This is a genomic window from Microbacterium sp. 05T445, from assembly GCF_056395865.1.
The window spans coordinates 771420-794237 of sequence record NZ_JBFTKJ010000002.1; the positions used below are offsets into that span (position 1 = coordinate 771420).

General features: G+C 70.9%; 23 protein-coding genes, 1 tRNA gene and 1 riboswitch. Of the genes, 14 read left to right on the forward strand and 10 right to left on the reverse strand.

Going from position 1 to position 22818, the window contains the following annotated elements; translation table 11 throughout:
- Positions 1 to 22: 22 nt before the first annotated feature.
- The 3 genes from AC1DDU_RS13060 to AC1DDU_RS13070 form a co-directional block, all read right to left on the reverse strand.
- Positions 23 to 973, reverse strand: coding sequence for an ABC transporter permease (locus tag AC1DDU_RS13060; protein ID WP_477434756.1), 951 nt, complete (start codon positions 971 to 973; stop codon positions 23 to 25).
- Positions 970 to 2514: an ABC transporter substrate-binding protein gene (locus tag AC1DDU_RS13065; protein WP_477434758.1), complete on the reverse strand. Its 1545-nt coding sequence runs from the start codon at positions 2512 to 2514 to the stop codon at positions 970 to 972. Before AC1DDU_RS13065 ends, AC1DDU_RS13060 begins: the two co-directional genes overlap by 4 nt.
- A gap of 165 nt (positions 2515 to 2679) precedes the next feature.
- On the reverse strand, positions 2680 to 3627 hold the full coding sequence (locus AC1DDU_RS13070) for an alpha/beta fold hydrolase (protein WP_477434760.1): 948 nt from the start codon (positions 3625 to 3627) through the stop codon (positions 2680 to 2682).
- 67 nt (positions 3628 to 3694) lie between these two features.
- Between AC1DDU_RS13070 and AC1DDU_RS13075 the strand changes: the two genes are divergently transcribed.
- The 4 genes from AC1DDU_RS13075 to AC1DDU_RS13090 all read left to right on the forward strand — a co-directional run bounded on the left by AC1DDU_RS13075 (position 3695) and on the right by AC1DDU_RS13090 (position 6162).
- On the forward strand, positions 3695 to 4204 hold the full coding sequence (locus AC1DDU_RS13075) for a carboxymuconolactone decarboxylase family protein (RefSeq protein ID WP_477434762.1): 510 nt from the start codon (positions 3695 to 3697) through the stop codon (positions 4202 to 4204).
- A complete protein-coding gene (locus tag AC1DDU_RS13080) occupies positions 4201 to 4992 on the forward strand; it encodes a tyrosine-protein phosphatase (protein ID WP_477434764.1) in 792 nt (263 codons plus the stop codon). Before AC1DDU_RS13075 ends, AC1DDU_RS13080 begins: the two co-directional genes overlap by 4 nt.
- A 66-nt stretch (positions 4993 to 5058) precedes the next feature.
- Complete coding sequence (locus AC1DDU_RS13085) at positions 5059 to 5550, forward strand: SIP domain-containing protein (RefSeq protein ID WP_477434766.1); 492 nt, start codon at positions 5059 to 5061, stop codon at positions 5548 to 5550.
- Between the two features lie 51 nt (positions 5551 to 5601).
- Positions 5602 to 6162 carry a hypothetical protein gene (locus AC1DDU_RS13090; RefSeq protein WP_477434768.1) on the forward strand — a complete coding sequence of 187 codons (561 nt, stop codon included), beginning with the start codon at positions 5602 to 5604 and terminating at the stop codon, positions 6160 to 6162.
- A gap of 4 nt (positions 6163 to 6166) precedes the next feature.
- Here the strand turns inward: AC1DDU_RS13090 and AC1DDU_RS13095 are convergent, their stop codons facing one another.
- The 4 genes from AC1DDU_RS13095 to AC1DDU_RS13110 form a co-directional block, all read right to left on the reverse strand.
- Complete coding sequence (locus AC1DDU_RS13095; protein ID WP_477434770.1) at positions 6167 to 6625, reverse strand: Fe-S oxidoreductase; 459 nt, start codon at positions 6623 to 6625, stop codon at positions 6167 to 6169.
- On the reverse strand, positions 6622 to 7458 hold the full coding sequence (locus AC1DDU_RS13100; protein WP_477434772.1) for an arginase family protein: 837 nt from the start codon (positions 7456 to 7458) through the stop codon (positions 6622 to 6624). The genes AC1DDU_RS13095 and AC1DDU_RS13100 overlap by 4 nt, the downstream gene beginning before the upstream one ends.
- Before the next feature lie 127 nt (positions 7459 to 7585).
- A complete protein-coding gene (locus AC1DDU_RS13105) occupies positions 7586 to 8323 on the reverse strand; it encodes a PspA/IM30 family protein (RefSeq protein ID WP_477434774.1) in 738 nt (245 codons plus the stop codon).
- A gap of 93 nt (positions 8324 to 8416) precedes the next feature.
- Positions 8417 to 10420, reverse strand: a complete 2004-nt coding sequence (locus AC1DDU_RS13110; RefSeq protein WP_477434776.1) for a TPM domain-containing protein — start codon at positions 10418 to 10420, stop codon at positions 8417 to 8419.
- Between the two features lie 255 nt (positions 10421 to 10675).
- Here AC1DDU_RS13110 and AC1DDU_RS13115 point away from each other — a divergent pair, with 255 nt between their 5' ends.
- From AC1DDU_RS13115 to AC1DDU_RS13150, 8 genes are all read left to right on the forward strand, one after another.
- Positions 10676 to 11524 carry a DUF3097 domain-containing protein gene (locus AC1DDU_RS13115; RefSeq protein ID WP_477434778.1) on the forward strand — a complete coding sequence of 283 codons (849 nt, stop codon included), beginning with the start codon at positions 10676 to 10678 and terminating at the stop codon, positions 11522 to 11524.
- A 121-nt stretch (positions 11525 to 11645) separates the two neighbouring features.
- A complete protein-coding gene (gene trmB, locus AC1DDU_RS13120; RefSeq protein WP_477436825.1) occupies positions 11646 to 12311 on the forward strand; it encodes a tRNA (guanosine(46)-N7)-methyltransferase TrmB in 666 nt (221 codons plus the stop codon).
- The gene (locus tag AC1DDU_RS13125; protein WP_477434780.1) at positions 12308 to 13645 is read left to right on the forward strand and encodes an MFS transporter; all 1338 of its coding nucleotides are present in this window, start codon (positions 12308 to 12310) and stop codon (positions 13643 to 13645) included. The genes trmB and AC1DDU_RS13125 overlap by 4 nt, the downstream gene beginning before the upstream one ends.
- Positions 13646 to 13674: 29 nt before the next feature.
- Positions 13675 to 14610 carry a CPBP family intramembrane glutamic endopeptidase gene (locus tag AC1DDU_RS13130; RefSeq protein WP_477434782.1) on the forward strand — a complete coding sequence of 312 codons (936 nt, stop codon included), beginning with the start codon at positions 13675 to 13677 and terminating at the stop codon, positions 14608 to 14610.
- Between the two features lie 44 nt (positions 14611 to 14654).
- Positions 14655 to 14719: riboswitch (guanidine-III (ykkC-III) riboswitch) on the forward strand.
- Between the two features lie 10 nt (positions 14720 to 14729).
- Positions 14730 to 15050, forward strand: a complete 321-nt coding sequence (locus tag AC1DDU_RS13135) for a DMT family transporter (RefSeq protein WP_477434783.1) — start codon at positions 14730 to 14732, stop codon at positions 15048 to 15050.
- Between the two features lie 186 nt (positions 15051 to 15236).
- Positions 15237 to 16757, forward strand: coding sequence for a M28 family metallopeptidase (locus tag AC1DDU_RS13140; protein WP_477434785.1), 1521 nt, complete (start codon positions 15237 to 15239; stop codon positions 16755 to 16757).
- A 285-nt stretch (positions 16758 to 17042) separates the two neighbouring features.
- Positions 17043 to 17876, forward strand: coding sequence for a mechanosensitive ion channel family protein (locus tag AC1DDU_RS13145; protein ID WP_477434787.1), 834 nt, complete (start codon positions 17043 to 17045; stop codon positions 17874 to 17876).
- Positions 17877 to 17941: 65 nt separating this feature from the next.
- A complete protein-coding gene (locus AC1DDU_RS13150; RefSeq protein WP_477434789.1) occupies positions 17942 to 19588 on the forward strand; it encodes a SulP family inorganic anion transporter in 1647 nt (548 codons plus the stop codon).
- Here the strand turns inward: AC1DDU_RS13150 and AC1DDU_RS13155 are convergent.
- The 3 genes from AC1DDU_RS13155 to AC1DDU_RS13165 form a co-directional block, all read right to left on the reverse strand.
- Entirely contained in the window at positions 19578 to 20105 is a 528-nt protein-coding gene (locus tag AC1DDU_RS13155; RefSeq protein WP_477434791.1) for a DUF1269 domain-containing protein, read from the reverse strand. The two genes, AC1DDU_RS13150 and AC1DDU_RS13155, sit on opposite strands and share 11 nt — an antisense overlap.
- Before the next feature lie 163 nt (positions 20106 to 20268).
- Positions 20269 to 20760: a hypothetical protein gene (locus AC1DDU_RS13160; protein ID WP_477434793.1), complete on the reverse strand. Its 492-nt coding sequence runs from the start codon at positions 20758 to 20760 to the stop codon at positions 20269 to 20271.
- An 89-nt stretch (positions 20761 to 20849) separates the two neighbouring features.
- Positions 20850 to 20915 (reverse strand) — tRNA-Ser (locus tag AC1DDU_RS13165).
- 286 nt (positions 20916 to 21201) lie between these two features.
- Here AC1DDU_RS13165 and AC1DDU_RS13170 point away from each other — a divergent pair.
- On the forward strand, positions 21202 to 21852 hold the full coding sequence (locus AC1DDU_RS13170; RefSeq protein ID WP_477434795.1) for a type IV toxin-antitoxin system AbiEi family antitoxin domain-containing protein: 651 nt from the start codon (positions 21202 to 21204) through the stop codon (positions 21850 to 21852).
- The gene (locus AC1DDU_RS13175) at positions 21758 to 22615 is read left to right on the forward strand and encodes a nucleotidyl transferase AbiEii/AbiGii toxin family protein (protein ID WP_477434797.1); all 858 of its coding nucleotides are present in this window, start codon (positions 21758 to 21760) and stop codon (positions 22613 to 22615) included. The genes AC1DDU_RS13170 and AC1DDU_RS13175 overlap by 95 nt, the downstream gene beginning before the upstream one ends.
- Positions 22616 to 22818 lie beyond the last annotated feature (203 nt).

Consider the following 22818-nt stretch of genomic DNA (forward strand, 5'->3'; position numbering starts at 1 on the left):
GCGGAAGGGGTCGTCGGATCGGTCACGATGCCTCCCGCTGCCGTGGGTCGATGACCCGGTGCACCAGGTCGACGACGAAGCCGACGATCAGCACGAAGCCGGTGAGCGCGAGCAGCTCGCCCTGCACCTTCGGCAGGTCGCGCGCGGCGACGTCGGCCACCAGCATCCGTCCGATGCCGGGAAGCGAGAACAGCTGCTCGATGACGACAGCTCCGACGATGATGCCGGCGACCTGCAGGCCGAGCACCGTGATCACCGAGAGCCCGACGACCGGCAGCCCGTGGCGGATGAGCGCCTGGTCGCGCGTGAGACCCTTCGCCGCGGCGGTGCGCACGAAGTCCTGGCCGACCGCCTGCAGCGTCGCGCTGCGCACGAACCGCAGCAGCATCGCGCCCTCGACGATCCCGATCGTGAGGGCGGGGAGGATCAGCGAGCGCAGCGCCGCCCACGGGTCGTCCCATCCGGCGCGCGGGAAGCCCTGCGCCGGCAGCCACCCGAGCCAGACCGCGAACACGACGACGAGCATCATGCCCGCCCACACCACCGGCACCGCCGCGAGCGTCTGCGCCCCGACGCTGAGCGCCGTCCCGTCGGCGCGCCCGCGGCGCATGGCGGACAGCACGCCCAGCGGCACGCTGATGAGCACGGCGATCAGGAGCGAGAGGATGCCGAGCGGCACCGTCACCTCCGCCTTCTGGGCGAGCTCGTCCACGACGCTGGTGCCCGTGAGCAGCGACGTGCCCAGGTCGCCGCGGAACAGCCCTCCGATCCACGTCAGGTACTGCTCAGGCAGCGGACGGTCCAGACCCAGGCGCTCCCGGATCGCGGCGAGCTGTTCGGGGGAGCTGTTGACCCCGCCGATCAGCTGCGCGATGTCGCCGGGGAGCACCCGGAGGGTGACGAAGATCAGCACGCTGGCGACGAGAAGCCCGAGCAGGAGCAGGGCGAATCGGGTCAGCGTGTACCGGATCACCCGTTGCTCTTGGCGATCTCGGCGACGTTCAGACGCTCGTTCACGTTGATCGACGGCATACCCGAGATGTTAGTGCCGACCGCCACGACGGAGGCCCCGTTGTACAGCCAGTCGGCCGCGGCGTCCTCCGAGACGATGCGCGCGGCCTGCTTCAGCAGGTCGGCCGCCTTCGTCTCGTCGGTCGCGGCGATCGACTGCGCGTACAGCTTCTGCACCTCGGGGTTGTCGTAGGTGAAGTAGTAGTCCGGGTCGGCCCAGTTCTCGAAGTCGCGGGCTTCGGTGTGCAGCACGAAGCTCAGCTCGTAGTCGTGGTTGGTGTACACGTCGGTCAGCCACGTCGAGAAGTCCACCGACTCGACCTCCAGCGTGATGCCGACCTCGTCGAGGTCCGACACCAGGATCTGCGGGATCGTGGTCGCGTAGAAGTTGGGGATCGTCAGCGTCAGGTCGAGGTCCTCGTAGCCGGCATCCTTCAGGAGCTTCTTCGCGGCCTCGGGGTCGTACGGGGCGACGTCCGAGAGGTCCTCGTAGCCCGGGTCGAGCTCCGGGATGGGGCCGTACTGGGTCTGACCCGACGCGAGCGCCTCGATGATCGCGTCGTGGTCGATCGCCTGGCGGATCGCCTGGCGCACGCGCTTGTCGGCCAGCGGACCCGTGGTCTGGTTGAACGCCAGCGTGCCCTTGTCGGTGGACTGGCCGAGCACCAGCGAGAAGTCGCCGTTCGCCTCGACCTGGTCCTTCAGGTTCGCGTCGAAGCCGGTGAGCACATCGACCTCGCCGGCCAGGGCGGCGTTGAGGGCGGCCTGGTTGTCGGGGATGTAGTCGAACACGACCTCGGCGGCGGCCGCCTTGTCGCCCCAGTAGGCGTCGTTGCGCGCGAGGGTGATGCTGTCGCCCTGACGCCAGCTCTTCAGGACGAACGGACCGGTGCCGTTGGCCTTCGTCTTGTAGTCGACGGTATCGCCCTCCTTGAAGACGATGCCGGCGCGCCCGGTGAGGTTCCACAGCAGGCTCGAATCGGGCGTGGCGAGGGTGAGGACGATGTCCTGGCCGTCGGCGGTGATGGTCGACACGTGCGACAGCGCGCCGCCCACGACCTTGCCGGACGGGTCGACGACGTCGGCGTCGACCCACGTCGGCGTGCTCTTGTGGGCGGTGAGGGACCACACCACGTCCTGCGGGGTGAGCTCCTGGCCGTCGTGGAAGGTCACGCCCTCGCGGAGCGTGAACGTGTAGGTGAGGCCGTCCGGCGAGACCGTCCAGTCGCTCGCGAGCGCGGGGACGATGTCCTGCTCGGGCGTGCGCGCCACCAGTCCCTGGTAGATGTTGTCGACGAGGATCTGGTCCAGCGCCGAACCGGCGGTCTCACGGATGTCGAGGTTGCCCGGCTCCAGCACGAGCCGCACCGCGACGGACGCATCGGGGTCGGGCTTGCCCGACGACGTCGGCGTGTTGTCGCCGCCCCCGCCGCTGCAGGCGGTGAGGACGAGGAGGCCTGCGGTGAGCAGGGAGGCCGCGGCGAGGGTGGTGCGACGGAGCATGAAGGTCCTTTCGGGAGGGTCCCGCGTGCTGTGCGGGCACCGGCGCCGGATCGGGGCGGCGCGGTGCGGGTATCAGCCTAGGGATATCGCGGTGGCGAACGGCAACCCGCTACTCGGAACGCAACAGAAGCGTTAATGCTTCCGTGCGCGCCGGGCGGGCGGTGATCAGTCGGTCGTGGCGAGGTCGCGGAGCCGCTCGCCGAGGGGCTGCGGAAGCTCCTCCTGCACGTTGTGCCCGGACGGCACGACGACGACGGATGCCGCAGGCACACGTCGCGCGAACTCCTCGGCGTCCGCGTCGGCGACGTACCCGCGGTCGCCGCGGATGAGCGTCGTGGGAGCCGTCACGGCGGCGAGGTCCTCCCATCCGGCCTCGCCCAGCACCGCGGTGAGGGCGTCCTGCGAACGCGCAGCCGACGCGGGGGAGGCCGCCATCGCGTTGGCGAGGTGGGCGAAGTGGTGCTTCCATTCGACGCGGCCGTCGGGGCGGATGCGGGAGTTGAAGAACACGCCGCGCTCGGCCTTGCGCCGTGTGCCGCCGCCGAGTCCGAACGCGATCGCGCGGTCGACGAGCTCGTCGCGAGCGGCCCAGTCGCTCGGTCCTGAGAAGAAGTCGCGGATCTGCGTGGGTCCCGCCTCCGAGTCCACGCCGGGGGTGATGTCGATCACGACGAGCTCGCGCACCAGCTCGGGACGGGATGCCGCCACCGCCGCCGCGACGAGCCCGCCGAGCGACTGCCCCACGAGCAGCTGCGGCGCCGCGGTCCAGGCATCCATCGCCGCCGCCACATCGGGGGCGAGCACGCGGGCGACGTAGGCGGCGTCGTCGCGCCATGAGGAGTCGCCGTGGCCGGGCAGGTCGATGGCGAGCGCCGGCAGGCCCAGGGCGAGGACGGTGGTGTCCCACGTGTGGGCGTTGAGCCCCGCACCGTGCAGGAACGTCACGACGGGGGCCGCGTCCGGCGCGTCGGCGGGGGCGAACCGCAGCGCACTGAGCGCACGGCCGTCCGGGAGGGTCAGGGTGACGCGCTCGCCGTGGGGGATCGGCCGGTCGATCCCGGCCTCCGCCGCCTGCTCGGGGAGGAACGAGAACTCGTCGATGGGGTCGCTCACCCGGCCATTGTGCCCCACCCCGCGGCGGCCCGGCCGCGGGACCCCGGGTCCTCGGTAGTCTGGCGTCATGACGGCAGAACACCGCGTGCACCTCTCGCGAGCGGCGCGACCCGCCTACCAGGCGCTCTCGGCCTTCTCGAAGACCGTGGGCGGCATCGCGGCCGAGAACGGCATCGACGACCGCCTCAAGGAGCTGGTGCAGATCCACGCGTCGCAGCTCAACGGCTGCGCCTACTGCGTGCGTGTGCACGTCGAGCGGGCGACCGCCGCGGGAGTGACCGCCGACGTGCTCGCGCAGCTGCCGGTGTGGCGCGAATCGGGCGTGTTCACCGACCGTGAGCGCGCCGGACTCGAGCTGGCCGAGGCGTACGTCTTCATCCACGAGGACGGCATCCCCGACGAGGTCTACGACCGCGTCGGCGGCGTGCTCAGCGAGAAGGAGTACGTCGCGCTCAGCTGGATCCTGGTCTCGATCAACGCGTTCAACCGCATCGCGATCGCGGGGCGCTACAGCGTGCCGCCGCGCGACGACCTGGTCGGCGAAGACAAGGACGCCGCCGCAGGCGCGGCGTGGTGACCGTCCCCACACCTCCCTCACGCGACGCCCGCCCGTCGCGCGGAGCCGCCGGACACGCAGACCCCGCCGTCGGCGACCCGGTGATCCCGGGCGCGGTGAACCTGCGCGACGTCGGCGGTCTGCGCGCCGGTACGACGACGACGCGCCACAGCGTGCTGTACCGCTCAGGCAACCTCGCGCGGCTGGATGCCGGGGGATCCCGCGCGCTCGCCGGCCTGCGGCTGCGCCGCATCATCGATCTGCGCGCCGACGACGAGATCGCGCGCGACCCCAGCCGTCTGGGCGGCATCGAGGTCGTGACCCAGCGCGTGCCGCTCTTCCTCGGGTCGGTGGAGTCCTTCTTCCGCGACGACCTCAGCCTCGAGGAGATGTACCGCCGCATCGTCGACGACTCGTCGGCCGGCGTCGTCGACGTGGTGAGGGGCATCCTGCAGGACCAGCCCGTGCTCGTGCACTGCACCGTCGGCAAGGACCGCACCGGGGTGACGGTCGCGCTGACCCTGGCGGCGGTCGGCGTCGATCCGGACGAGGTGATCGCCGACTACGCCCGCACCGAGACCCTGCTGCCGGCGCGGCGCAGCCGGCGGGTCCTGCGGACGCTGCAGGCGATGCATCCCGAGGCTGTGCACCTGGAGGAGCTCGCGACGAAGTCGCCGGCGCCGGTCATGCACGCCCTGCTCGAGGACGTGGGTGCGCGGTACGGTTCGGCGGCGGACTATCTCCGTGCTCATGGTCTCGCCGACGACGAGATCGCGGAGCTGCGCCGCGTCCTGCTGCGCGACGACTGAGCATCGTCACGCGGCGGCAGGCAGTGAGGTAAGGCAACCCTTTGTTCGGGGTATAGTGGAGGAGTCATGTCCTACACCTCCCCGTCCCGCAGCGCCGTCGACCCCCGCGACGCGCACAGCGCGTCGGCGTGCCGTTCGTCGCGCCACACGCGCGTGCAGCACCTCATCACGGCCGACGAGTCGTCGCTGGCCGAGCTCGAGGCCGTGCTCGCGACGCTGCCGATCTGCTCGACGGGCCGGGTCTTCATCGAGATCCCGGACGCCTCGTGGCTGGCGGACATCGCCGCCCCGAGTCGGATGATCGTGACGTGGCTCGACCGCTCGCAGCGCTCCGGCGCACCGGGCACCGGTCGCGGCTGCACCTCGGGCGAGGCGCTCTCGCGCGCGGTCACCGCGTGGGCCGACGAGATGCTCTGCACCGAGGACGACCAGACCCGCATCCACCTGCTCGGCGGCTACCTGGGTACGGCCGACATCGTCGACCACCTCGTCGCCCTCGGCATCCGCTCCGAGGCCATCCACGCGCCCGAGCAGTACGGCCTGGCCACCGCGCACTGACGCTCCCTGCGGTTCGCGCGCGCCTCGCGGGCGATCTGTACAGTCGTGCGCATGACGCAGACCACCGCCGCATCCGCTCCGTCCGCCGCCGAGGTCGACCCGCGCGACCTGCGCATGCCGACCTGGGTCATCGTCTGGCTCACCGCCTCGGCGATCATCCAGACCTACGACGCCTGCTACGTGCTGCTCGGACCCCTGTCGCACGCCGGTGGGCCGCTGGCCGGCCTGTGGCCGGGCCACGTCTTCTACGGCACCTTCGATCACCGCTACGGGCAGTTCGACGCCTTCGGGAGCGCCCAGAGCTGGGCGAACCTCATCGAGGTCGTCTTCATCGTGTGGGCGCTGTTCCACGCCCGCCGCTGGTCGGGGGTCGTGGTGGGCCTGCTCGTGACGGTCGCGACGTTCTGGAAGACGGTGATCTACTTCCTGGTCGAGGCATCCAGCGGCCTGGAGATGACGCGGCAGTCGCTCGAGCGGGGCGACCTCGTCGGGTTCCTCATGGTCGCCGTGCTGCCGAACCTGTTCTGGATCGGCTTCCCGCTGGCGGTCGTGATCGTGCTCGGCCGGCAGGTCTACCGCGTGGGCCGCGCCGCCGCGCTGCGCACCGCGTGACGGCTCAGGCGGCGCCGCGCGGGATGTAGTTGCCGTCGACCAGGCCCGCCTCGATCTCGAACCGGTTGCGCAGCGGATTGCGCCCGGCCAGCAGGTACAGCAGCGGCATCAGCAGTCCGTAGCGCTGCCACTGACGCTTGTGCACGGCCTCGTGCCGCAGCAACGCCTCGGTGAGGCGCCCGTCGCCGGTGAGGAAGCATCCGCCGACACACGATCCGCCGCGCGGGAACGTCCAGCGCGGCATCCCGCGGAACACCCACAGTCCCTGCTGCTTCTCGATCGGTCCGGTGCTCCACAGCGTCCCCCAGATCCAGCCGACCGCGCAGCCGTACCAGTAGCCGACGCGGCTGACGGGGGAGTCGAGCAGGAACGACGGGATGCGCGCGTCGAACCGGCGACCGCGGATGACGGCGCGCTCGGCGGCGGCGCGCCATCCCGGCGGCGGCGTAGGGATGGGGCTCACGCGAGCGCCCCGATCACGCGCAGGATCGCGCCGAGGTCGTCGTCGGCGGCGGCGAGCGAAGCGGGGGAGTAGCCCGCGAGGGATGCCCCGACCAGCGGCACCCGGGCGCGCAGGCGCGCGAGAGCCGCCGTCAGCTCCGCCACCGTCACGCCGAAGGGCTCCGGGTGGGCGTTGCCGGCGATCTCGGCCGGGTCGAGCGCGTCGATGTCGACGTGGACGTAGACCGCGTCGGCGCCGGTGGCGAGGACCGCCTCGGCGAGAGCCTCGCCGTCGCGCAGCGCCTCCACGGTGAGCGCGGTGATGCCGAGCTCCGACACCGCGGCCAGTTCGGGGTCGTCGAACGAGCGTGCGCCGCCCACGACGATGCGCCCCGCGGCGACGGTGCCCTCGGGCAGCGACAGCCCGGGGGCGCCGTCGCCGATCACGGCGCGCAGCACCATCCCGGCGAACGCGCCGGACGGCGAGGAATCGGGCGAGTTGAGGTCGGGGTGGGCGTCGATCCACACCACCGCGAGCTCCGGGAAGCGGCGCGCGGCGTGCGCGATCGGCGCGAGCGCGATGCCGCAGTCGCCGCCGATCGTGAGCACGGGCTCGTCGGGCGCTGCCGCGGCGTGCGCGTCGAGCGCGTCGGCGACCATCGCGCGCACGCGCTGCAGGGCGCTGAGCCGGTGGATGCCGGTGCCCAGCGACTCGCCGGCCTCCATCGGCACGTCCAGCACCGTGGTGGCGCTGCGAGGCAGGTCTCCGGCGATCGCCTGGGCTCCGTCGATGAGCTGCATCGCGCGCGAGGACGGGCTTCCCTGCCACTGCGGGACCACGAGGTATCGCGTCATCCCCTCATCTTCGCGCAGACGGGGGCGCGCAGCATCCGTCTGGGCCTCCGTTCGCTCCCGGCAGACGCCAGAACGGGCGAAGGGCGCCGGGCCGTCGACGGCCCGGCGCCCTTCGGCGTGGTGCGGGTTACTGCTCGATCGCGGTCTGCACCGGGGTGCCGGCCTTCAGCGCGGTCAAGCGCGCCTCGACCTCGGTGAGCTCTCCGACATCGTCGAGTGCGTTGAACTGGGCGTCGAGCGTCGACGCGGCCAGCTCCTGCTTGCCGGTGGCGAGGGCCTCCTGGCGGCGGACCTTGTCTTCGAACCGGCCGAGCTCGCTCGTCGGGTCGAGGACGTCGATCGACTTGACCGCGTCGTGCACCTTGTTCTGCGCCTCGGCGACCTTGGCACGCGAGAGCAGCTCGGCCCGCTTGGCCTTGAGCTGCTCCAGCTTCTGCTTCATGCCGTTGAGGCCGTCCTTGAGCTTGTCGACGACCTCGTTCTGCGCGGCGATGGTCGGTGCGATGGCCTTCGCCTCGTTCTCCTCGCTGATCTGACGCTGCAGCGCGATCTTGGCGAGGTTGTCGAACTTGTCGGCGTCGGGGGTGTTGCCCACCTGACGCAGCTCGTCGGCCTTGCGGCTGGCGGCGAGGGCCTTGTTGCCCCACTCCGACGCGGCTTGGATGTCTTCCTGGTGGTCGCGCTCGAGCAGCCGCAGGTTGCCGATCGTCTCGGCGATGGCCGACTCGGCGTCGGCGATCGAGTTGGTGTAGTCGCGCACCAACTGGTCGAGCATCTTCTGCGGGTCCTCGGCCGAGTCGAGGAGTGCGTTGATGTTCGCCTTCATGAGGGTCGAGATACGACCGAAGATGGACTGCTTGGCCATCGGATTTCCTTCCTATCGGACTTCAGATCTGGGTCGGTTGGAGCGGAGGACGGTCGTCCCGGGCGCGGCGCGCGCCGGTTCCGCGGGTACGGGTCAGAAGCGGCCACCCCCTCGGCGGCCGCGGGTGCCGCCGCCTCCGAAGCTGCCGGGACGCATTCCACCGCCCGCCGACGGACGGCCTCCGCCGCCGCCGAACATGCCGCCGAGGCCGCCGCCGGACGACCGCCCGCCGCCGCTGAGCATGGAGTTCAGCACGATGCCGCCGAGCACGGCGCCCAGCATGCCGCCGCCGGACTGGCCGCCGCCCTGTGGGGCGCCGAACCCGCCGCCCATGCCGCCGTCGAAGGCGCCGACGTCGTTCTGGGCGAGCTGGATCGCCTGGCCGGCGAGCTGGTCGGCGCGCTGCGCCTGCTGCATCGCCTGCTGCGGGTCGCTCGCCTGCAGCGCCTGGGCGCGGGCGAGCGAGGCGCCGGCCTCGGCCAGCCGCGTGCGGGCCTGGGCGCCGACGGCGCCGCGGCGGGCCGTGATGTAGTCCTCGGCTGCCGACACCTGCGCCTGCGCCTGCAGCATGACCTGGCCCACCATCTGGCGTGCGCGCTGCGCCTGGGCCTCGGCATCCCGCACGCCCTGCATGAGCGAGTCGATCTGCGTGTTGGCCGCTTCGAGGCTCTGCAGCGCCACCAGCGGGCGCTTGGCGGTGCCGGTGAGCTGGGTGCGCGCGGCGTCGAGCTGCTGACGGGTCGCGGCGATCACGCCGGCGATCCGCCCGTCGGGGTCGGGGAGGGCGGATGCGGTCGCGATGTCGGTCTCGAGCTCGGTCACCAGGGCGGCCGCGCTGCGCTCGCCTTCGGCCAGGTCGGTCGCGAGCTTGTCGATGGCGTTCTCGAGCAGCGTCGCCTGGCCGACGGCCTCCTCGGCGGCGCGGATCCCCACGGCCGCCTCGCCGCCGTCGCCGGAGCCGATCGACGCCTGAGCGGCGGTGAGCTGCTCGTCGGCGAAGGCGAGTCGCTGGCGCGCCTGCTCGGGGTTGTCGGCCACCGTCGCGAGTGCCTCGGGCGCGTACGCCGCCTGCAGGCTCTGCAGTCGCGCCGCCGCCTGATCGAGGGATGCCGCGGCCTTCGCACGCTCCTCCTGCACGCGGGCGAGGGCCTCGGGCGCGTTCTGCTCGAGCTTGCGCAGCTCGTCGAACGCGGCCGCCTTCTCGTCGAGGAGGGCGTTGGATGCCTCGCACAGCGCGACGATGCGCTCGTTCCAGGCACGGGCGTCCTGCTCGGAGTCGGGGGTGGCGTCGTCGAGCTTCTGCTTGAGCCCGAAGGCCTCGTCGAGACTGCGCTGCGCGGTAGCGAGGGCCGCCTCGAACTCGGTGGTGGCGGCATCCCCGAACTGGGCCTTGGCGAAGCCGAGCTCCTGCGCACTGGTCTTGAGGGCGTCGTCGGTGGCGACCAGCAGCGACGAGGCGCGGCGCTCGAGGTCTTCGAGGCTCGGCTGCGGGGCGCCGGCAGGACCACCCGCGACCGCGCCCGGCTTGCGGCGCCGGCGCAGGAACATCACCAGCAGCACGATGCCGATCGCCACGACGGCGATCACGAGGATCCAGGTGAGCCAGCTGCTGCCGCCGCCGGAGGCAGCGGCACCCGATCCGCCGCCGTGGGCGTCGGTCATGCCGTCGGCGGCCGCGTCGACCGCGCCGAGCCAGTCGTCCTGGGCGAGCGCGGGCTGGATGCGCTGCTGCTCGATGGCGTCCAGCTGGTCGCCCGTGAGCGGCCCCGCCGAGTCGCCCGACAGGTAGTACTGGCGGCCCTCTGTCGAGATCGCCAGCAGGTACTGGGTGGTGCCGAGGCCGTTGTCCTCGGCGGTCTGGTTCGCCCAGTCGACCCGGTCGGACGGGTCGGTGAACTGATCGACGTAGACGACCCACAGGTCCAGCCCGGTGTCGGACTTGAGCTGCTCGAGCCGGTTCTGCGCCTCGGACTCCTCGGACGGCGACAGCACGTCGGCGTCATCGAGCACGTATCCGGAGCCGAGCGTGACCGGGGGCGTGGCGAGCGCGGCGGTGCCGCCGATCGCCGTGGCCGCGACCACCGCAGCAGACATCATCGCTGCAGCCCATCGCAGTCGCATCGATCCCCCCTCTGGGACGCGGATTCCCCTGCGGCGAGTCTATTGAGCCGCGGTGACACGACGATAGCCCACGGCCCAGGCGTCACTTGTGCGTTCGCCGAGAGCGCCGTGCGCCTGCGCCTGGCCGACATGTCGGCCACCGAAGGAGGAGACGCCGGCCGCGCGCGAACGCGGGTCGCTCCCGCGCCCCGCGGCATCCAACGGGTAGCCTTTCCGATCCGGAGGAGGACGATGGACGATCACTACGGCGCCGATGTGCTGGCCACGGGCTGGAAGGGCCACGGGGTGCGCGAGCTGCCGCGGGTGGCGGCATCCCGCGATCTCGTGGTCGAGATCGCCGCCGACGGCTTCTGCGGCGCGGTCGTCAGGGTCGGCAGCGGCATGGTCGAGCTCGAGGACCGTCTCGGCCGGCGGCGGCTGTTCCCGCTCGGACCGGGCTTCCTCATCGACGGGAAGGACGTCGTCCTCGGGCCGCCCGTCGCGGCCCCGGCGCAGAAGGGCCCGCAGCGCACCGCCTCGGGGTCGTTCGCAGCGCCCGAGACGCGGGCGCGCACGGCGCGGGCGAGCCGCATCCTCGTCGAGGGGCGTCACGACGCCGAACTCGTCGAGAAGGTGTGGGGCGACGACCTGCGCGGCGAGGGCGTGGTCGTCGAGTACCTGCAGGGGATCGACCTGCTGGATGCCGCGCTCGACGAGGAGCCGCCCTCGGCCGATCGCCGGTACGGCGTGCTCGTGGACCACCTCGTGCCCGGCTCCAAGGAGTCCCGCATCGCCGACGCCATCGCCCGGGGCCGGCACGGCGCGCACGTGCTCATCGTGGGACACCCCTGGATCGACGTGTGGCAGTGCGTGACGCCGAGGACCATGGGCATCGAGCGCTGGCCCGAGGTGCCGCGGGGCATCGAGTTCAAGGTCGGCGTGTGCCGTGCACTCGGCTGGCCCGCCCGCGACCAGGCCGATCTCGCACGCGCATGGCAGCGCATCCTCGCCTCGGTGAAGAGCTACCGCGACCTGGAGCCCGCCTTCCTCGGCCGCGTGGAGGAACTCATCGACTTCGTCACGGTCGGTCCCGAGCGCTGACCGGCCACTGCACGTCGGGCGCCCTCGGTAGCCTGGGAGGGTGACGAACCCTGCCACGCCTTCCCCCGAGTCCCGCACGTTCCGCGAACGGCCGGTGTCGTTCGTACGCCGCAGCGGCCGGATGTCGGAGGCGCAGGAGCGCGCCTGGACGGAGCTCGCCCCTCAGTACGTGATCGCCGCGCCGCGCGACGTCGCGGCGACCAGCATCCGTCCGGGGTCGGCGATCGACCCCGCCGCGGTGTGGGGTCGCCAAGCGCCGCTGGTCGTCGAGATCGGCTCCGGGCAGGGCCACGCCATCGTGCACGCGGCATCGTCGCGCCCCGACACGGACTTCCTCGCGATCGAGGTCTTCCGCGCGGGACTGGCGCGCACCATGCTCGACGCCGACCGCGCCGGGGCGCGCAACCTGCGCCTGGTCGAGGCGAACGCGCCGGAGGTGCTGCAGCACCTGCTGCCGGCGGCATCCGCCGACGAGCTGTGGGTGTTCTTCCCCGACCCGTGGCACAAGAAGAAGCACACCAAGCGCCGCCTGGTAGCCGACGGCTTCGCCGCGCTCGCCGCGGGAGTCCTCAAAGACGGCGGCATCCTGCGCCTGGCGACCGACTGGGAGGACTACGCGCTGCAGATGCGCGAGGTCATGGGCGCCGCCGCCGACTTCGAGGCGACCTTCGAGGGGGAGTGGGCGCCGCGTTTCGACGGGCGCGTGCTGACGGCGTTCGAGCGCAAGGGCGCGCGCGTGGGCCGCGACATCCGAGACCTCTCGTACCGCCGCGTCGCGAGGTCATGAGCGGATCATCCGGCCCCCTCACCGGTCCGGTGCCGTTGCCGGACCCGGCGGCGACCGAGACGGCACTCCGCCGCGATCCGTGGCGCTTCGTCCGCCCGCTCGGACACCGCGACTTCCGGATGCTGTTCGGCGCGGTGGTGCTGTCGATCTTCGGCGCCGGCATGTGGGCGGTCGTCATGGTCTACACGGTCATCGGCGCGGGCGGCGGCCCGGTGGAGCTCTCGGCGGTGGCGGCGGCGAACGCCGTCGGGCTGCTGGTGTGCGCGATCCCGGGCGGCATCGCCGCCGACCGCGTGCCGCGACGGCTGCTGCTGCGTCTGGTCGAACTGGTGAACCTCCTCGCGATCACCTCGGTCGCGGTGGCCGGCGTCTTCGGCGCCGTGACGATCCCGCATCTGGCGGTCGTCGCCTTCGTGCTGGGGGCGGGCGCCGGGTTCTTCTTCCCCGCGTACAGCGCGATCCTGCCCCGCATCCTGCCGCCGGCTCAGCTGCTCGCGGCCAACGGGCTCGAGGGCGCGATCCGGCCGGCCCTCCAGCAGGCCGCGGGGCCGGCCGCCGCCGGTCTCATCGTCGCCGCGGTGCTGGCGCCCGCCCACGCGGCGTGGGGCGTCGTCGCCGCGCACGCGGTCGCGCTGGTGCTGCTGCTGTTCGTGCGTCCGGAGCCGCCGGCCGCTCCCGGCGAGGAGCATGAGGCGCCCGCGGGTGTGCGCGGCGTGCTCCACGACCTGCGCGAGGCCGTGGGCTTCACGATCCGCACACCGTGGCTGCTGTGGACGCTGCTGTTCGCCACCGGGTGGGTCCTGGTGTTCGTCGGCCCCGAGGAGGTGCTGCTGCCCTTCGTCACGCGTGAGCGCATCGGCGAGGACCCACGGCTGTTCGGCTTCCTCCTGGCCGTCTACGGGCTCGGCGGCGTGCTGGGGTCGATCGTGGTGTCGTCGATGAAGCTGCCGCGCCGCTACCTCACCATGATGATGGGCGTGTGGGGCGTCAGCACGCTGCCGTTCGTCGTCGTCGGCATCACCCACCAGTACTGGCTGATGGCGCTGTGCCTGTTCCTCGTCGGCTTCGGCTTCAGCTACGGCAACGTGATCTGGGGCACCCTCCTGCAGCGCCGCGTGCCCCGTCACATGCTCGGCCGCATCTCGAGCCTCGACTTCTTCGTCTCGCTCGCGCTGATGCCGCTGTCGATGGCGCTGGCAGGACCCCTGGCCGAGGTCGTGCCCGTCGAGGTGATCTTCCTGGCCGCGGGAGTGATTCCGCTCCTCCTCGGCGTGCTCGCGTATCTCGTGGCGCGCATGTCGAAGGATGAGATCGCCCACCCGCTCGACCACTGACCCGTCCGCACCGTCTCGGAGCCCCGCGCATGCCCGCACATCCCGACGCCCCGCCCGCGCCGGTCGTTCCCGCCTGGTCGTGGCGCCTCGCGCCGGCCCTCCTGGTGTGCCTCGCGGCGCCGGCGTTCTTCGTCGTCCGCGTGCCCTGGCTCGGCTGGGTGCTGCTGGCGGCGGGCCTCGCGGTGGCCGTGGTGATGGAGCGGACGGATGCCGCGACCCGGCGCTCGCCGCGTGCCGCGCCCGTGGCCGGCGAGGTCCGGGCGGGCACGACGCTCGAGACGGCGATGACCGTCGGCATCCGTCCAGCCTCCCTGGTGCGCGACCTGTCGCTCATCGCCGTCGGCCTGCTCATCGTGAGCGCCATCGCCCTCAAGGCCGAGCTCGACGATGCAGCGATGGTGCGGTTCGCGCTCGCCCTGGGCGGGGCCGTCGCGGTGCCCTACGCGATCTCGCGGTGGGTCTACCGCGACCGGGCGATCCGGTTCCCGTGGCGTGGCGGCGGCCGCTGGACGCGGTTCCAATGGGTGTGGCTGGTGGCCGTGCTCGGGCTCGGGTGGCTGATCCTGCCGTTCTACTTCATCACCTCGGGGGTCTACCTCAACTGGCCGGTCGTGGACACCCCCGAACTCATCGCGCGGCTGTTCGTCGGCGTGGGGGCCGTGGGGATCTGGGACGAGCTGTTCTTCATCTGCACCTGCTTCGCGCTGCTGCGCCGGCACTTCCCGTTCTGGCAGGCCAACGTGCTGCAGGCGATCGTCTTCGTGTCGTTCCTGTGGGAGCTCGGCTACCAGGCGTGGGGGCCGCTGCTCACCATCCCGTTCGCACTGCTGCAGGGCTTCATCTTCATGAAGACGCGCTCGCTGGCCTACGTCGTGACGGTGCACCTGCTGTTCGACGCGGTGGTGTTCCTCGTGCTGGTGCACGCCCACAACCCGGGAATGCTCGACGGCCTCTTCCTGGTGTGAGCCGTCCTGCCCAGGCCCTGCCCAGGACGGACCGGTAGGCTGTCACACGGATCCCCACAGGATCCCCGGACGACGGATCAGTACCCGGTGTGCGACAAGACTGGCCAGGAGGAACAGTCATGTCGTGGGTCATCCTCATCGTGTCCGGCGTTCTCGAAGCCGTCTGGGCCACTGCGCTGGGCAAGTCCGAGGGCTTCACCAAGCTCTGGCCATCGGTCATCTTCGGCGTCTCGCTCGTGGCGAGCATGGCCGGGCTGGCCTGGGCCATGCGCGACATCTCGACCGGCACCGCCTACGCGGTGTGGGTCGGCATCGGCGCATCGCTCACCGTCGCCTACGCGATGATCACCGGCGACGAGGCGTTCTCGATCGTCAAGATGCTCCTCATCCTCGGCCTCGTCGGCTGCGTCGTCGGGCTGAAGCTCGTCGGCCACGAGTGACGGACGGGACGGATGCCGCGGCATCCGTCCCGTCCCTCGCGGCGCGGCGCCCGCACGAGGCGGGCGGGCGCCGCGCAAGGGTCTGGTGACGGCTGCGGGCGTGTGCCAGCATCCTGCCAACCGATAAGTCCGTGACGACGATGTCGCGGACGGGAAGGCACGACCATGCCGAACAGGAACAGACGCATGTGGGCCATCGCCACCGCGGTGGCGCTCACCGCGACGGTCGCACTCGCGGGCCCCGCGTACGCGGCTCCGAACAACAACTCCGTGGCCAAGATCACCAAGGCCGTCACCCTCGAGGGCGTCATGCGTCACCTGCAGGCGCTGCAGGCGATCGCCACCGCCAACGGCGACCGCGCCGCCGGTCGTCCTGGGCACCGCGCGTCGGTCGACTACGTCGTCGGGCAGCTCCGGGCCGCGGGCTACTCGCCCCAGGTGCAGGAGTTCTCGTTCGACTACTTCGACGAGAACAACGCACTGGTCCGCGTCTCTCCGAACCCCACCACCTACGCCGACGAACGGGACTTCACCCGCAACACCTTCGACTCGGGCAGCCCCGAGGGCACGGCGACCGGCCAGCTGGTTCCCGTGGGCATCGTGGTCCCCTCAGCGTCGCTGCCGCCGAACAGCAACACCAGCGGGTGCGAGGCGGCCGACTTCGCCGGGTTCCCGGCAGGCGGAATCGCGCTCGTGCAGCGCGGCAGCTGCGGTTTCGCGGTGAAGGTGCTCAACGCACAGGCCGCGGGCGCGGCAGGCGTCATCGTCATGAACGAGGGGCAGCCCGGTCGCACCGGCCTGGTGGGCATGATCGGCGATGCGACGGGGCTCACGATCCCCGCCGTGTTCGCCACCTCGGCCACCGGTGAGGAACTCGCGTCGACCCCGGGAGCGACCGTCACCGTCACCGTCTCGTACGAGGCCGACGTGCGCACCGCGTACAACGTGACGGCCGAGACCGCGGCAGGCAACGACGCCAACACCGTCATGGCGGGCGCACACCTCGACAGCGTGCAGGACGGCGCCGGCATCAACGACAACGGCACCGGCAGCGCCGCGCTGCTGGAGACGGCGATCCAGATGTCCAAGGTGAAGCCCAACAACACCGTGCGCTTCGCGTGGTGGGGCGCGGAGGAGAGCGGCCTGCTCGGCTCCGAGCACTATGTCAGCACGCTGACCGACGAGCAGAAGGGCGACATCGCGCTGTACCTCAACTTCGACATGATCGGCTCGCCCAACTACTTCCAGGGCGTGTACGACGGCGACAACTCGAGCGGCACCGCTCCGGCCGGGTTCATCCCCGAGGGGTCGGCGCAGATCGAGGACGTGTTCGAGGCGTTCTACACGAGCCGCGGCGAGCCGTTCGAGGACACCGAGTTCTCGGGTCGCAGCGACTACGGTCCGTTCATCGAGGTGGGCATCCCCGCCGGCGGCCTGTTCACCGGCGCCGAGGGTGTGAAGACGGCGCAGCAGGCGGCGATCTACGGCGGCACGGCAGGCGTGGCCTTCGACTCCTGCTACCACCAGCCCTGCGACACGATCACCAACCTCAACGCGCACGCGCTGGACATCAACTCCGACGCCGTCGCGGCGTCGGTGATGACGTTCGCGTTCGACACGTCGAGCGTGAACGGCGTGCGGGCACCGGGCAAGTCGCACGGTGCCGGCAAGAGCGCGGACGCGATGAAGGACCGTTTCGCCGACTGAATCGAGCGCCGGATCTCACCCTCAACCTGATGTCGAGATGACTTCCTCGTGAACTCTTGACGGCATCGGTGGCGAGGAGGACATTCGGTATTGCGAACAGACAACGGAGACGAAGAACCCGCAAGGGAACGTGACACAGAAACCAGACCTCGCATTGACGATCCCCCCGGCGCTTCGGCACCGAGGGGATCATCATTTCCGCCCGGCCTCGTCGGGGCTTCGCGCGATGCGGGGGCCCCGGCGAGGCGGAGCTTTCGCCGCCGCCGCCCCCCATAGTCTTTCGACGTGGATTTCAGCCAGTTCCTGACGACGCCCATCACGTGGTGGCAGGTGCTCTGGGCGGTCCTGGCCGTGCTGGCCGGATGGATCCTCTCGCGGATCGCCAAGCGGGCCGTCACCGGGCTCATGGTCCACGTGCCGACGGCGACTCCCGCCGTGACGCGGTTCGCCGCCCGGTTCGCGCAGTACACGATCCTGCTCCTCGGCCTGGGGATCGCGCTGGCCTTCCTCGGCGCGAACGTGCAGCCGGTGCTGGCCGTCGTGCTGATCCTCATCGTCGTCTCGGCGCTGGTGCTGCGCGGCGTGGCCGACAACTTCGCGGCGAGCGTGCTCATCGCCACCCGCAAGCCCGTCGTGTTGGGGGAGGACATCACGGTGGAGGGCCCCGACGGCAACCCCATCACGGGGACCGTCGTCGAGTTGAACTCACGTGCCGTGGTGTTCACGACCCCCGACGGCCGCACGGCGCACGTGCCGAACTCGAAGCTGCTCGCCGAGACCCTCGTCAACAACTCGCGCCACGGTGCGCGCCGCAGCGAGGTCCAGGTGCGGGTCGAGCGCGACGGTGCGGCGGTCGACGACATCGTCGCTGTGCTGACGGATGCCGCCGCCGCGGCCGACGGCGTGCACGGCGACCCGGGGGTCGTCGTACTGGTCTCCGCGGTCTCGACCGCGCGCCTGACCGCGCGCGTGCAGTTCTGGCACGATCCGCTGCGGGGGCTGTCCGTCACGTCCGCGGTCGTCGCGGCGCTCACGGCGGGTCTCGCGCAGCGCCGATGGCCGGCCACCGTCACGAGCGAAACCGTCGTCCCGCCGTTGGTTCCCGGCGATCCCGTGTGATCCGCCGCACGACGAACCCACATGCCATGGTGGACGGGACGTCCCTCACACAACCAGGAGCCGGAATGCAGCGACCTCTCGCGGGATTGACCCGGCGCAACCTCGTCACCGAGCTCACCGCGGGCGTCACGCTCCTCGCGATCGCCATCCCGTTGAACATCGGCTACGCGCAGATCGCGGGGCTGCCTCCGACCGCCGGCCTGTACGCCCTCATCGTGCCGACGCTCATCTACGCGCTCACGGTCTCGTCCCGTCAGCTGGTCGCGTCGCCGGATGCCGCGGCCGCGGCGCTGGTGGCCTCCTCGATCGGTGGGCTGGCCGCTGCAGGCAGCGCGGACTACGCGACGCTCGCGCTGGCTCAGGCGATCATCAGCGGCATCCTGTTCCTGCTGATGGCGGTGTTCAAGCTCGGCTTCCTCGCCAACTTCCTGTCCAAGCCCATCCTCGTCGGGTTCGTCGGCGGACTGGCGTTGGACATCATGGTCAGCCAGATCGCGAAGATGCTCGGGGTCAAGATCGATTCCGGCGGCGAGTTCGTCGACAAGGTGTCGGGGCTCATCCTCGGGATGAGCACGTTCAACGCGTGGTCGCTGGCGGTCTCGGCCGCGTCGGTCGCCGTGCTGCTGCTCGGTCGTCGGTTCCTGCCGGTGGTGCCGTGGGCGCTGGTCGTGCTCATCGTCTCGACGGTGGTCGTGGTGCTCGCCGACCTCGATCAGAAGGGCGTCGACGTCCTCGGCGAGGTGCCCTCGGGCCCGCCCACGCTGACGTGGCCGATCCTCGACTGGACGATGTGGTTGGCCCTCATCCCTTCGGCGATCGCGCTCACGCTCATCACGACGGCGGAGGGCCTGCTGGTGTCACGGTCGTACGCCGAGAAGCACGGCTACCCGTTCCACGCGAACCGCGACCTGCTCGCGTTCGGGCTCGGCAACATCGCCACCGGCGCCCAGGGCAGCTTCGCGATGGGCTCGTCGACGTCGCGCACGGCGGCGATGGACCAGGCGGGCTCCCGCACCCAGCTGCCCTCACTCGTGCTCGCCGCGGGGACGCTGCTGCTCCTCCTGTTCGGCACCGTCCTGCTCGCCGACATTCCGTCGCCCGCGATCGGCGCGGTCGTGGGCGTCGCGATCCTGCCGCTGCTCGGCATCCGCGAGTTCGCTCAGCTGTGGCGTCAGGACAGGTTCGAGTTCGCCGTCGGCGCCGTGTGCTTCCTGGTGACCCTGTTCGTCGGCGCGATCCCCGGCATCGTGGTCGCGTTCGTCCTCGCCCTCATCAACCTCGCCAAGCGCGCCGCCAACCCGGCGATCGACGTGCTCGAGGCGGACGAGGACGACGCCAAGCGCTCTCTCCTGGAGGACGCCCCCAACGGTGCCGTCACGGCCCCCGGCATGGTCGTGGTGCGGCTGGCCGCCCCCCTGTTCTTCGCCAACGGCAGCGTCTTCACGACCGCGGTGAAGCGGGCCGTGACGGGCGCCGAGGAGCCGGTCCACCACGTCGTGATCGACATGGAGGCGGTCACCGACATCGACGTCACCGGCGCGGAGGCCTTCCAGGCGCTCGAGGAGTGGCTCGGCGACCAGGACATCGCGCTGGCGTTCAGCCGTGTCCGCCCCGAGACCAAGCAGCGTCTCGAGAAGCTCGGGCTGGTCTCCGATCAGGCGTTCTTCGATACGAACCGGGCCGCCGTCGCCGCCCTGGCTTCTAGGAGTTGATCTGGTCGATGACGTCGTCGGCCGATTGCTCGATCGCGGTGCGCAGCTTCTCGTAGTCGTCCGACTCGATCGCCTTGCTGATGCGCTTGTCGGAGCGCTGGAGCGCCCTCTCGACCTTGTCGGCCCACTTGTCGTCGACGACGGCGACGACCGCCGATGTTCCGGGGGCGAGGTACTCGTCGACGTCGACGCCGAACTGCTTCTCCTCGTGGTTCTTCTTGATCTTGCCGAGGATCGCGCCGATTCCGGCGCCGATCGCCGTCGCCGCCAGCAGCGGGGGCGCGAACAGGCCCACGACCACACCCGCGCCGGCGCCCCATGCGGCGCCCTTGCCGACCGACTTGTCTCCGTGCTCCTTGACCTGGACCTTGCCGTCCTTGTCGCGGTCCAGCACCACGGCGCCGATGATCTCGTATCCGCCGGCGTCCTGGCCGCTGCGCAGGGCCTGGTAGTCCTGCGACGCGGCGTTCGTGTCGTCGTACGAGCCGACGACCAGTGCGAGGTTCTGCGTACCCATCGATCTCTCCTTCGGTTGATCTCCGAGGCGACCGGCCGGTCGCTTCGCGACTCTGTGGCGTGAGAGTGCTGTGATCCTATTGCGCAGCGCGTGGTGATGGCGAGGCTCCGGAGGCGAACTCTCAGGGGCCTCGGCTCGATCGGTTCCCGGCCGTCGTGTTCGATCAGTCCGTGGGCTCGGGCGCGGGGCATCCCGTGAGACTCGTCGCGGCTACGAGGTCGTTGCAGGAGCTCTTCGTCCACTGCGGATCGCCGCCGTACGAATCGAATGCGTTCGTCGTGTACACGGTGACCTCGTCGCTGCCGGCGGTGACGACCGCGAACTGCACGATCGGATCGCCCTCCGTCGTGGGGAAGCTCCACGCGAGCTCGGCGTCGTCGTCCGCAGCTTGTGCCGCGATCAAGCACTCGACGGCGTCGGCGGGGACCACTTCTCCCTGACCCAGCACGAACGCCCCGCAGCTGGTTTCGGGGTCGCCGTCGCGCACCGCATCGGGCGCGTCCGGCAACGCCGCGGCAGCCACGATCGGATCGCCGCTCGGCGCGCGGGGGATCGGGTACGACTGCGCGCATCCGGCCAGCGGTGCGACGAGCACGACCAAGGCGAGCATGCCGCTCAGCCGCTGTGCCGTGTGCGCTCCGCGCTGGTGTCGCATGGCATCAACGTAGCGGGCGGCCGTGATCGGCCGGAATGAGACGCCGGACACGCGAAAGGCCGACCCTTCGGGCCGGCCTTTCGCGGTGGTGGTGCCCCCGACAGGAATCGAACCTGCGACCTTTGGTACCGGAAACCTCATTCGTGCCGCGCGGCCGCATCCTACTCGCCGAAAACCGCGGAATTCCGGGCGGTATGGACCTGGCTCGATCAGCCGGATCCACCCCGTTCTTCGCCAGATGTCGTCAGAAAGTTGTCAGGGTGCGGCGCCGCCCGCGCTAGTTGCTCGATCTGGAGCTCAGATGACCAGCCTCGCGGATCAGACGCGGCCGCGGCCTCACTTGCGGCTAGCCCCAGTTGTAGCGCTGCCCGTGAACTTGGTGACTTACTTTATACAGGTATACCGCCCGCGTATACTGGGATAAACAAGGTAGGTGGTGGAATGCTGACCGACGTCGAACTGCTCCGCAGAATCGAGCGAGCTCCGCTGCGGACGGCGCGCTATGCGGACCTCGAGGAGCTCGGCAGCAACGTCTGGCGCGCCCTCGATCGGCTCGCCGAGCAGGGAGCGGTCGCCCGGATCGCCAAGGGCGTGTACACGGTGCCGCCTGCCGGTGAGGACGGTCGCACCTGGAAGCCGACGATCGAGGCGGCTGGCCTGGCGGTAGCAACCGCTCGCTTCGGAGAGCGCAACGCTATCCTCATGGGCCTCGGCGCTGCGCGCCACTGGACGGCGATCCCACGCGCGATCGCGGTCACGACGGTTGCTGTGCCCGAGCTCCGACAGCCGGTGAGGCTCGACGGCGGAGGTACCGTGCACATGATCCCTCGCGACCTCGACCGGGTGGAGGCGCAGCTCGAAGACACCGAGCTCGGCGAGGGCCTGGTGACCACGCCGCGTCAGACGATGTACGACCTGCTCATGAGGCCGAACCAGGGCAAGCTGCCGGATGCGGCTCGTGATGCCGCGCGGAATTTCCGCGGGCAGGTAAGCGGCGATGATCTCGCAGAGATCTGCGAGTGGTACGGCCGGGCTAACGACGCCGTGCGAGACATGGTCCGCGACCTCAGGAATGGACTCTTCGTTGCCTGACCGGACGATCCCCGGCGTTCTCGACCCGCAGGAGCGCCGCGCGGTCGAGGAGCAGTTCGGCGTCGGCGCCCGGCAGGTCGTCCGCGACCACGTCATCTCGCATGGGCTGGCCGCGATCGCGGCGGCCGCGCAGGGCGACGTCGTCTTCTTCGGCGGGACGGCGCTCTCTCGAACGCTGCTGCCGCACCTGCGGCTGTCTGAGGACATCGACCTGATCGCCCTCGGCAACCGGCGTGAGGTTGGCGCGCGGATCCAGGCGGAGGTCCAGCGCCGGTTCCGGCGCAGCCTGGGCACTGTGACGTTCATCCCGCCCCTCGGTGAAGCGCCGCACTCGCAGCCGTCGATCCTTGAGGTGAAGGGCACGCGCATCCGGGTGCAGCTGCTGACCTCGGAGGGTTACCCGCCGTGGCCGTGGCAGCTCCTTGACATCGAGCAGCGGTATAGCGACGCCCCGCCCGCGAGGCTCAAGGTGCTCACTCCGCCAGCGTTCGTCGCGTCCAAGCTCGCCGCCTGGGAGGACCGGCACGCACCACGCGACCTGTACGACCTCTGGGCTCTGGCGGAGAGGGGCTGGATCAACGAGGATGCCGCGGCGCTCTATTGCCGCTACGGCCAACACACGATCCTCTCGAGAATCTCCTTCGCCGAAGTGCCAAGCGAGCGTGACTGGGAGGGGTCGCTCGCACATCAGTGCGTCATCACGACGACGCCTCAGAACGCTGCGAACGTCGTGAAGGAAGCGATCACAGCGCTCTCGTCATGAGGACGACGGTCTCGTCGAGGACGAAGATCATGACGGGGCCTTCGTCACGTGGCTCCTCGTTGCGGCGCAGTGCGCGCACCAGGCCGCGTGCGCAGACGCTGTCGCCAGTGAACCGCAGCGCGTATGGCGGTCCCTCTCTGCGGGTGCGGCTTGGCACGTCTACGGCTCCAGCCCAACGGCAACCGCCTAAAGCAGTGATCCGC

What these genes read in the sequence shown, in the direction of transcription:
- AC1DDU_RS13105 (WP_477434774.1), bottom strand. Translation starts at nt 8,323, where the DNA reads ATGGCCAAGCAGTCCATCTTCGGTCGTATCTCGACCCTCATGAAGGCG.
- AC1DDU_RS13130 (WP_477434782.1), top strand. Translation starts at nt 13,675, where the DNA reads ATGCCCGCACATCCCGACGCCCCGCCCGCGCCGGTCGTTCCCGCCTGG.
- AC1DDU_RS13135 (WP_477434783.1), top strand. Translation starts at nt 14,730, where the DNA reads ATGTCGTGGGTCATCCTCATCGTGTCCGGCGTTCTCGAAGCCGTCTGG.
- AC1DDU_RS13175 (WP_477434797.1), top strand. Translation starts at nt 21,758, where the DNA reads ATGATCTCGCAGAGATCTGCGAGTGGTACGGCCGGGCTAACGACGCCG.
- AC1DDU_RS13115 (WP_477434778.1), top strand. Translation starts at nt 10,676, where the DNA reads ATGGACGATCACTACGGCGCCGATGTGCTGGCCACGGGCTGGAAGGGC.
- AC1DDU_RS13155 (WP_477434791.1), bottom strand. Translation starts at nt 20,105, where the DNA reads ATGGGTACGCAGAACCTCGCACTGGTCGTCGGCTCGTACGACGACACG.
- AC1DDU_RS13170 (WP_477434795.1), top strand. Translation starts at nt 21,202, where the DNA reads ATGCTGACCGACGTCGAACTGCTCCGCAGAATCGAGCGAGCTCCGCTG.
- AC1DDU_RS13125 (WP_477434780.1), top strand. Translation starts at nt 12,308, where the DNA reads ATGAGCGGATCATCCGGCCCCCTCACCGGTCCGGTGCCGTTGCCGGAC.
- AC1DDU_RS13150 (WP_477434789.1), top strand. Translation starts at nt 17,942, where the DNA reads ATGCAGCGACCTCTCGCGGGATTGACCCGGCGCAACCTCGTCACCGAG.
- AC1DDU_RS13085 (WP_477434766.1), top strand. Translation starts at nt 5,059, where the DNA reads ATGTCCTACACCTCCCCGTCCCGCAGCGCCGTCGACCCCCGCGACGCG.
- AC1DDU_RS13110 (WP_477434776.1), bottom strand. Translation starts at nt 10,420, where the DNA reads ATGATGTCTGCTGCGGTGGTCGCGGCCACGGCGATCGGCGGCACCGCC.
- AC1DDU_RS13065 (WP_477434758.1), bottom strand. Translation starts at nt 2,514, where the DNA reads ATGCTCCGTCGCACCACCCTCGCCGCGGCCTCCCTGCTCACCGCAGGC.
- AC1DDU_RS13075 (WP_477434762.1), top strand. Translation starts at nt 3,695, where the DNA reads ATGACGGCAGAACACCGCGTGCACCTCTCGCGAGCGGCGCGACCCGCC.
- AC1DDU_RS13140 (WP_477434785.1), top strand. Translation starts at nt 15,237, where the DNA reads ATGTGGGCCATCGCCACCGCGGTGGCGCTCACCGCGACGGTCGCACTC.
- AC1DDU_RS13160 (WP_477434793.1), bottom strand. Translation starts at nt 20,760, where the DNA reads ATGCGACACCAGCGCGGAGCGCACACGGCACAGCGGCTGAGCGGCATG.
- AC1DDU_RS13090 (WP_477434768.1), top strand. Translation starts at nt 5,602, where the DNA reads ATGACGCAGACCACCGCCGCATCCGCTCCGTCCGCCGCCGAGGTCGAC.
- trmB (WP_477436825.1), top strand. Translation starts at nt 11,646, where the DNA reads ATGTCGGAGGCGCAGGAGCGCGCCTGGACGGAGCTCGCCCCTCAGTAC.
- AC1DDU_RS13100 (WP_477434772.1), bottom strand. Translation starts at nt 7,458, where the DNA reads ATGACGCGATACCTCGTGGTCCCGCAGTGGCAGGGAAGCCCGTCCTCG.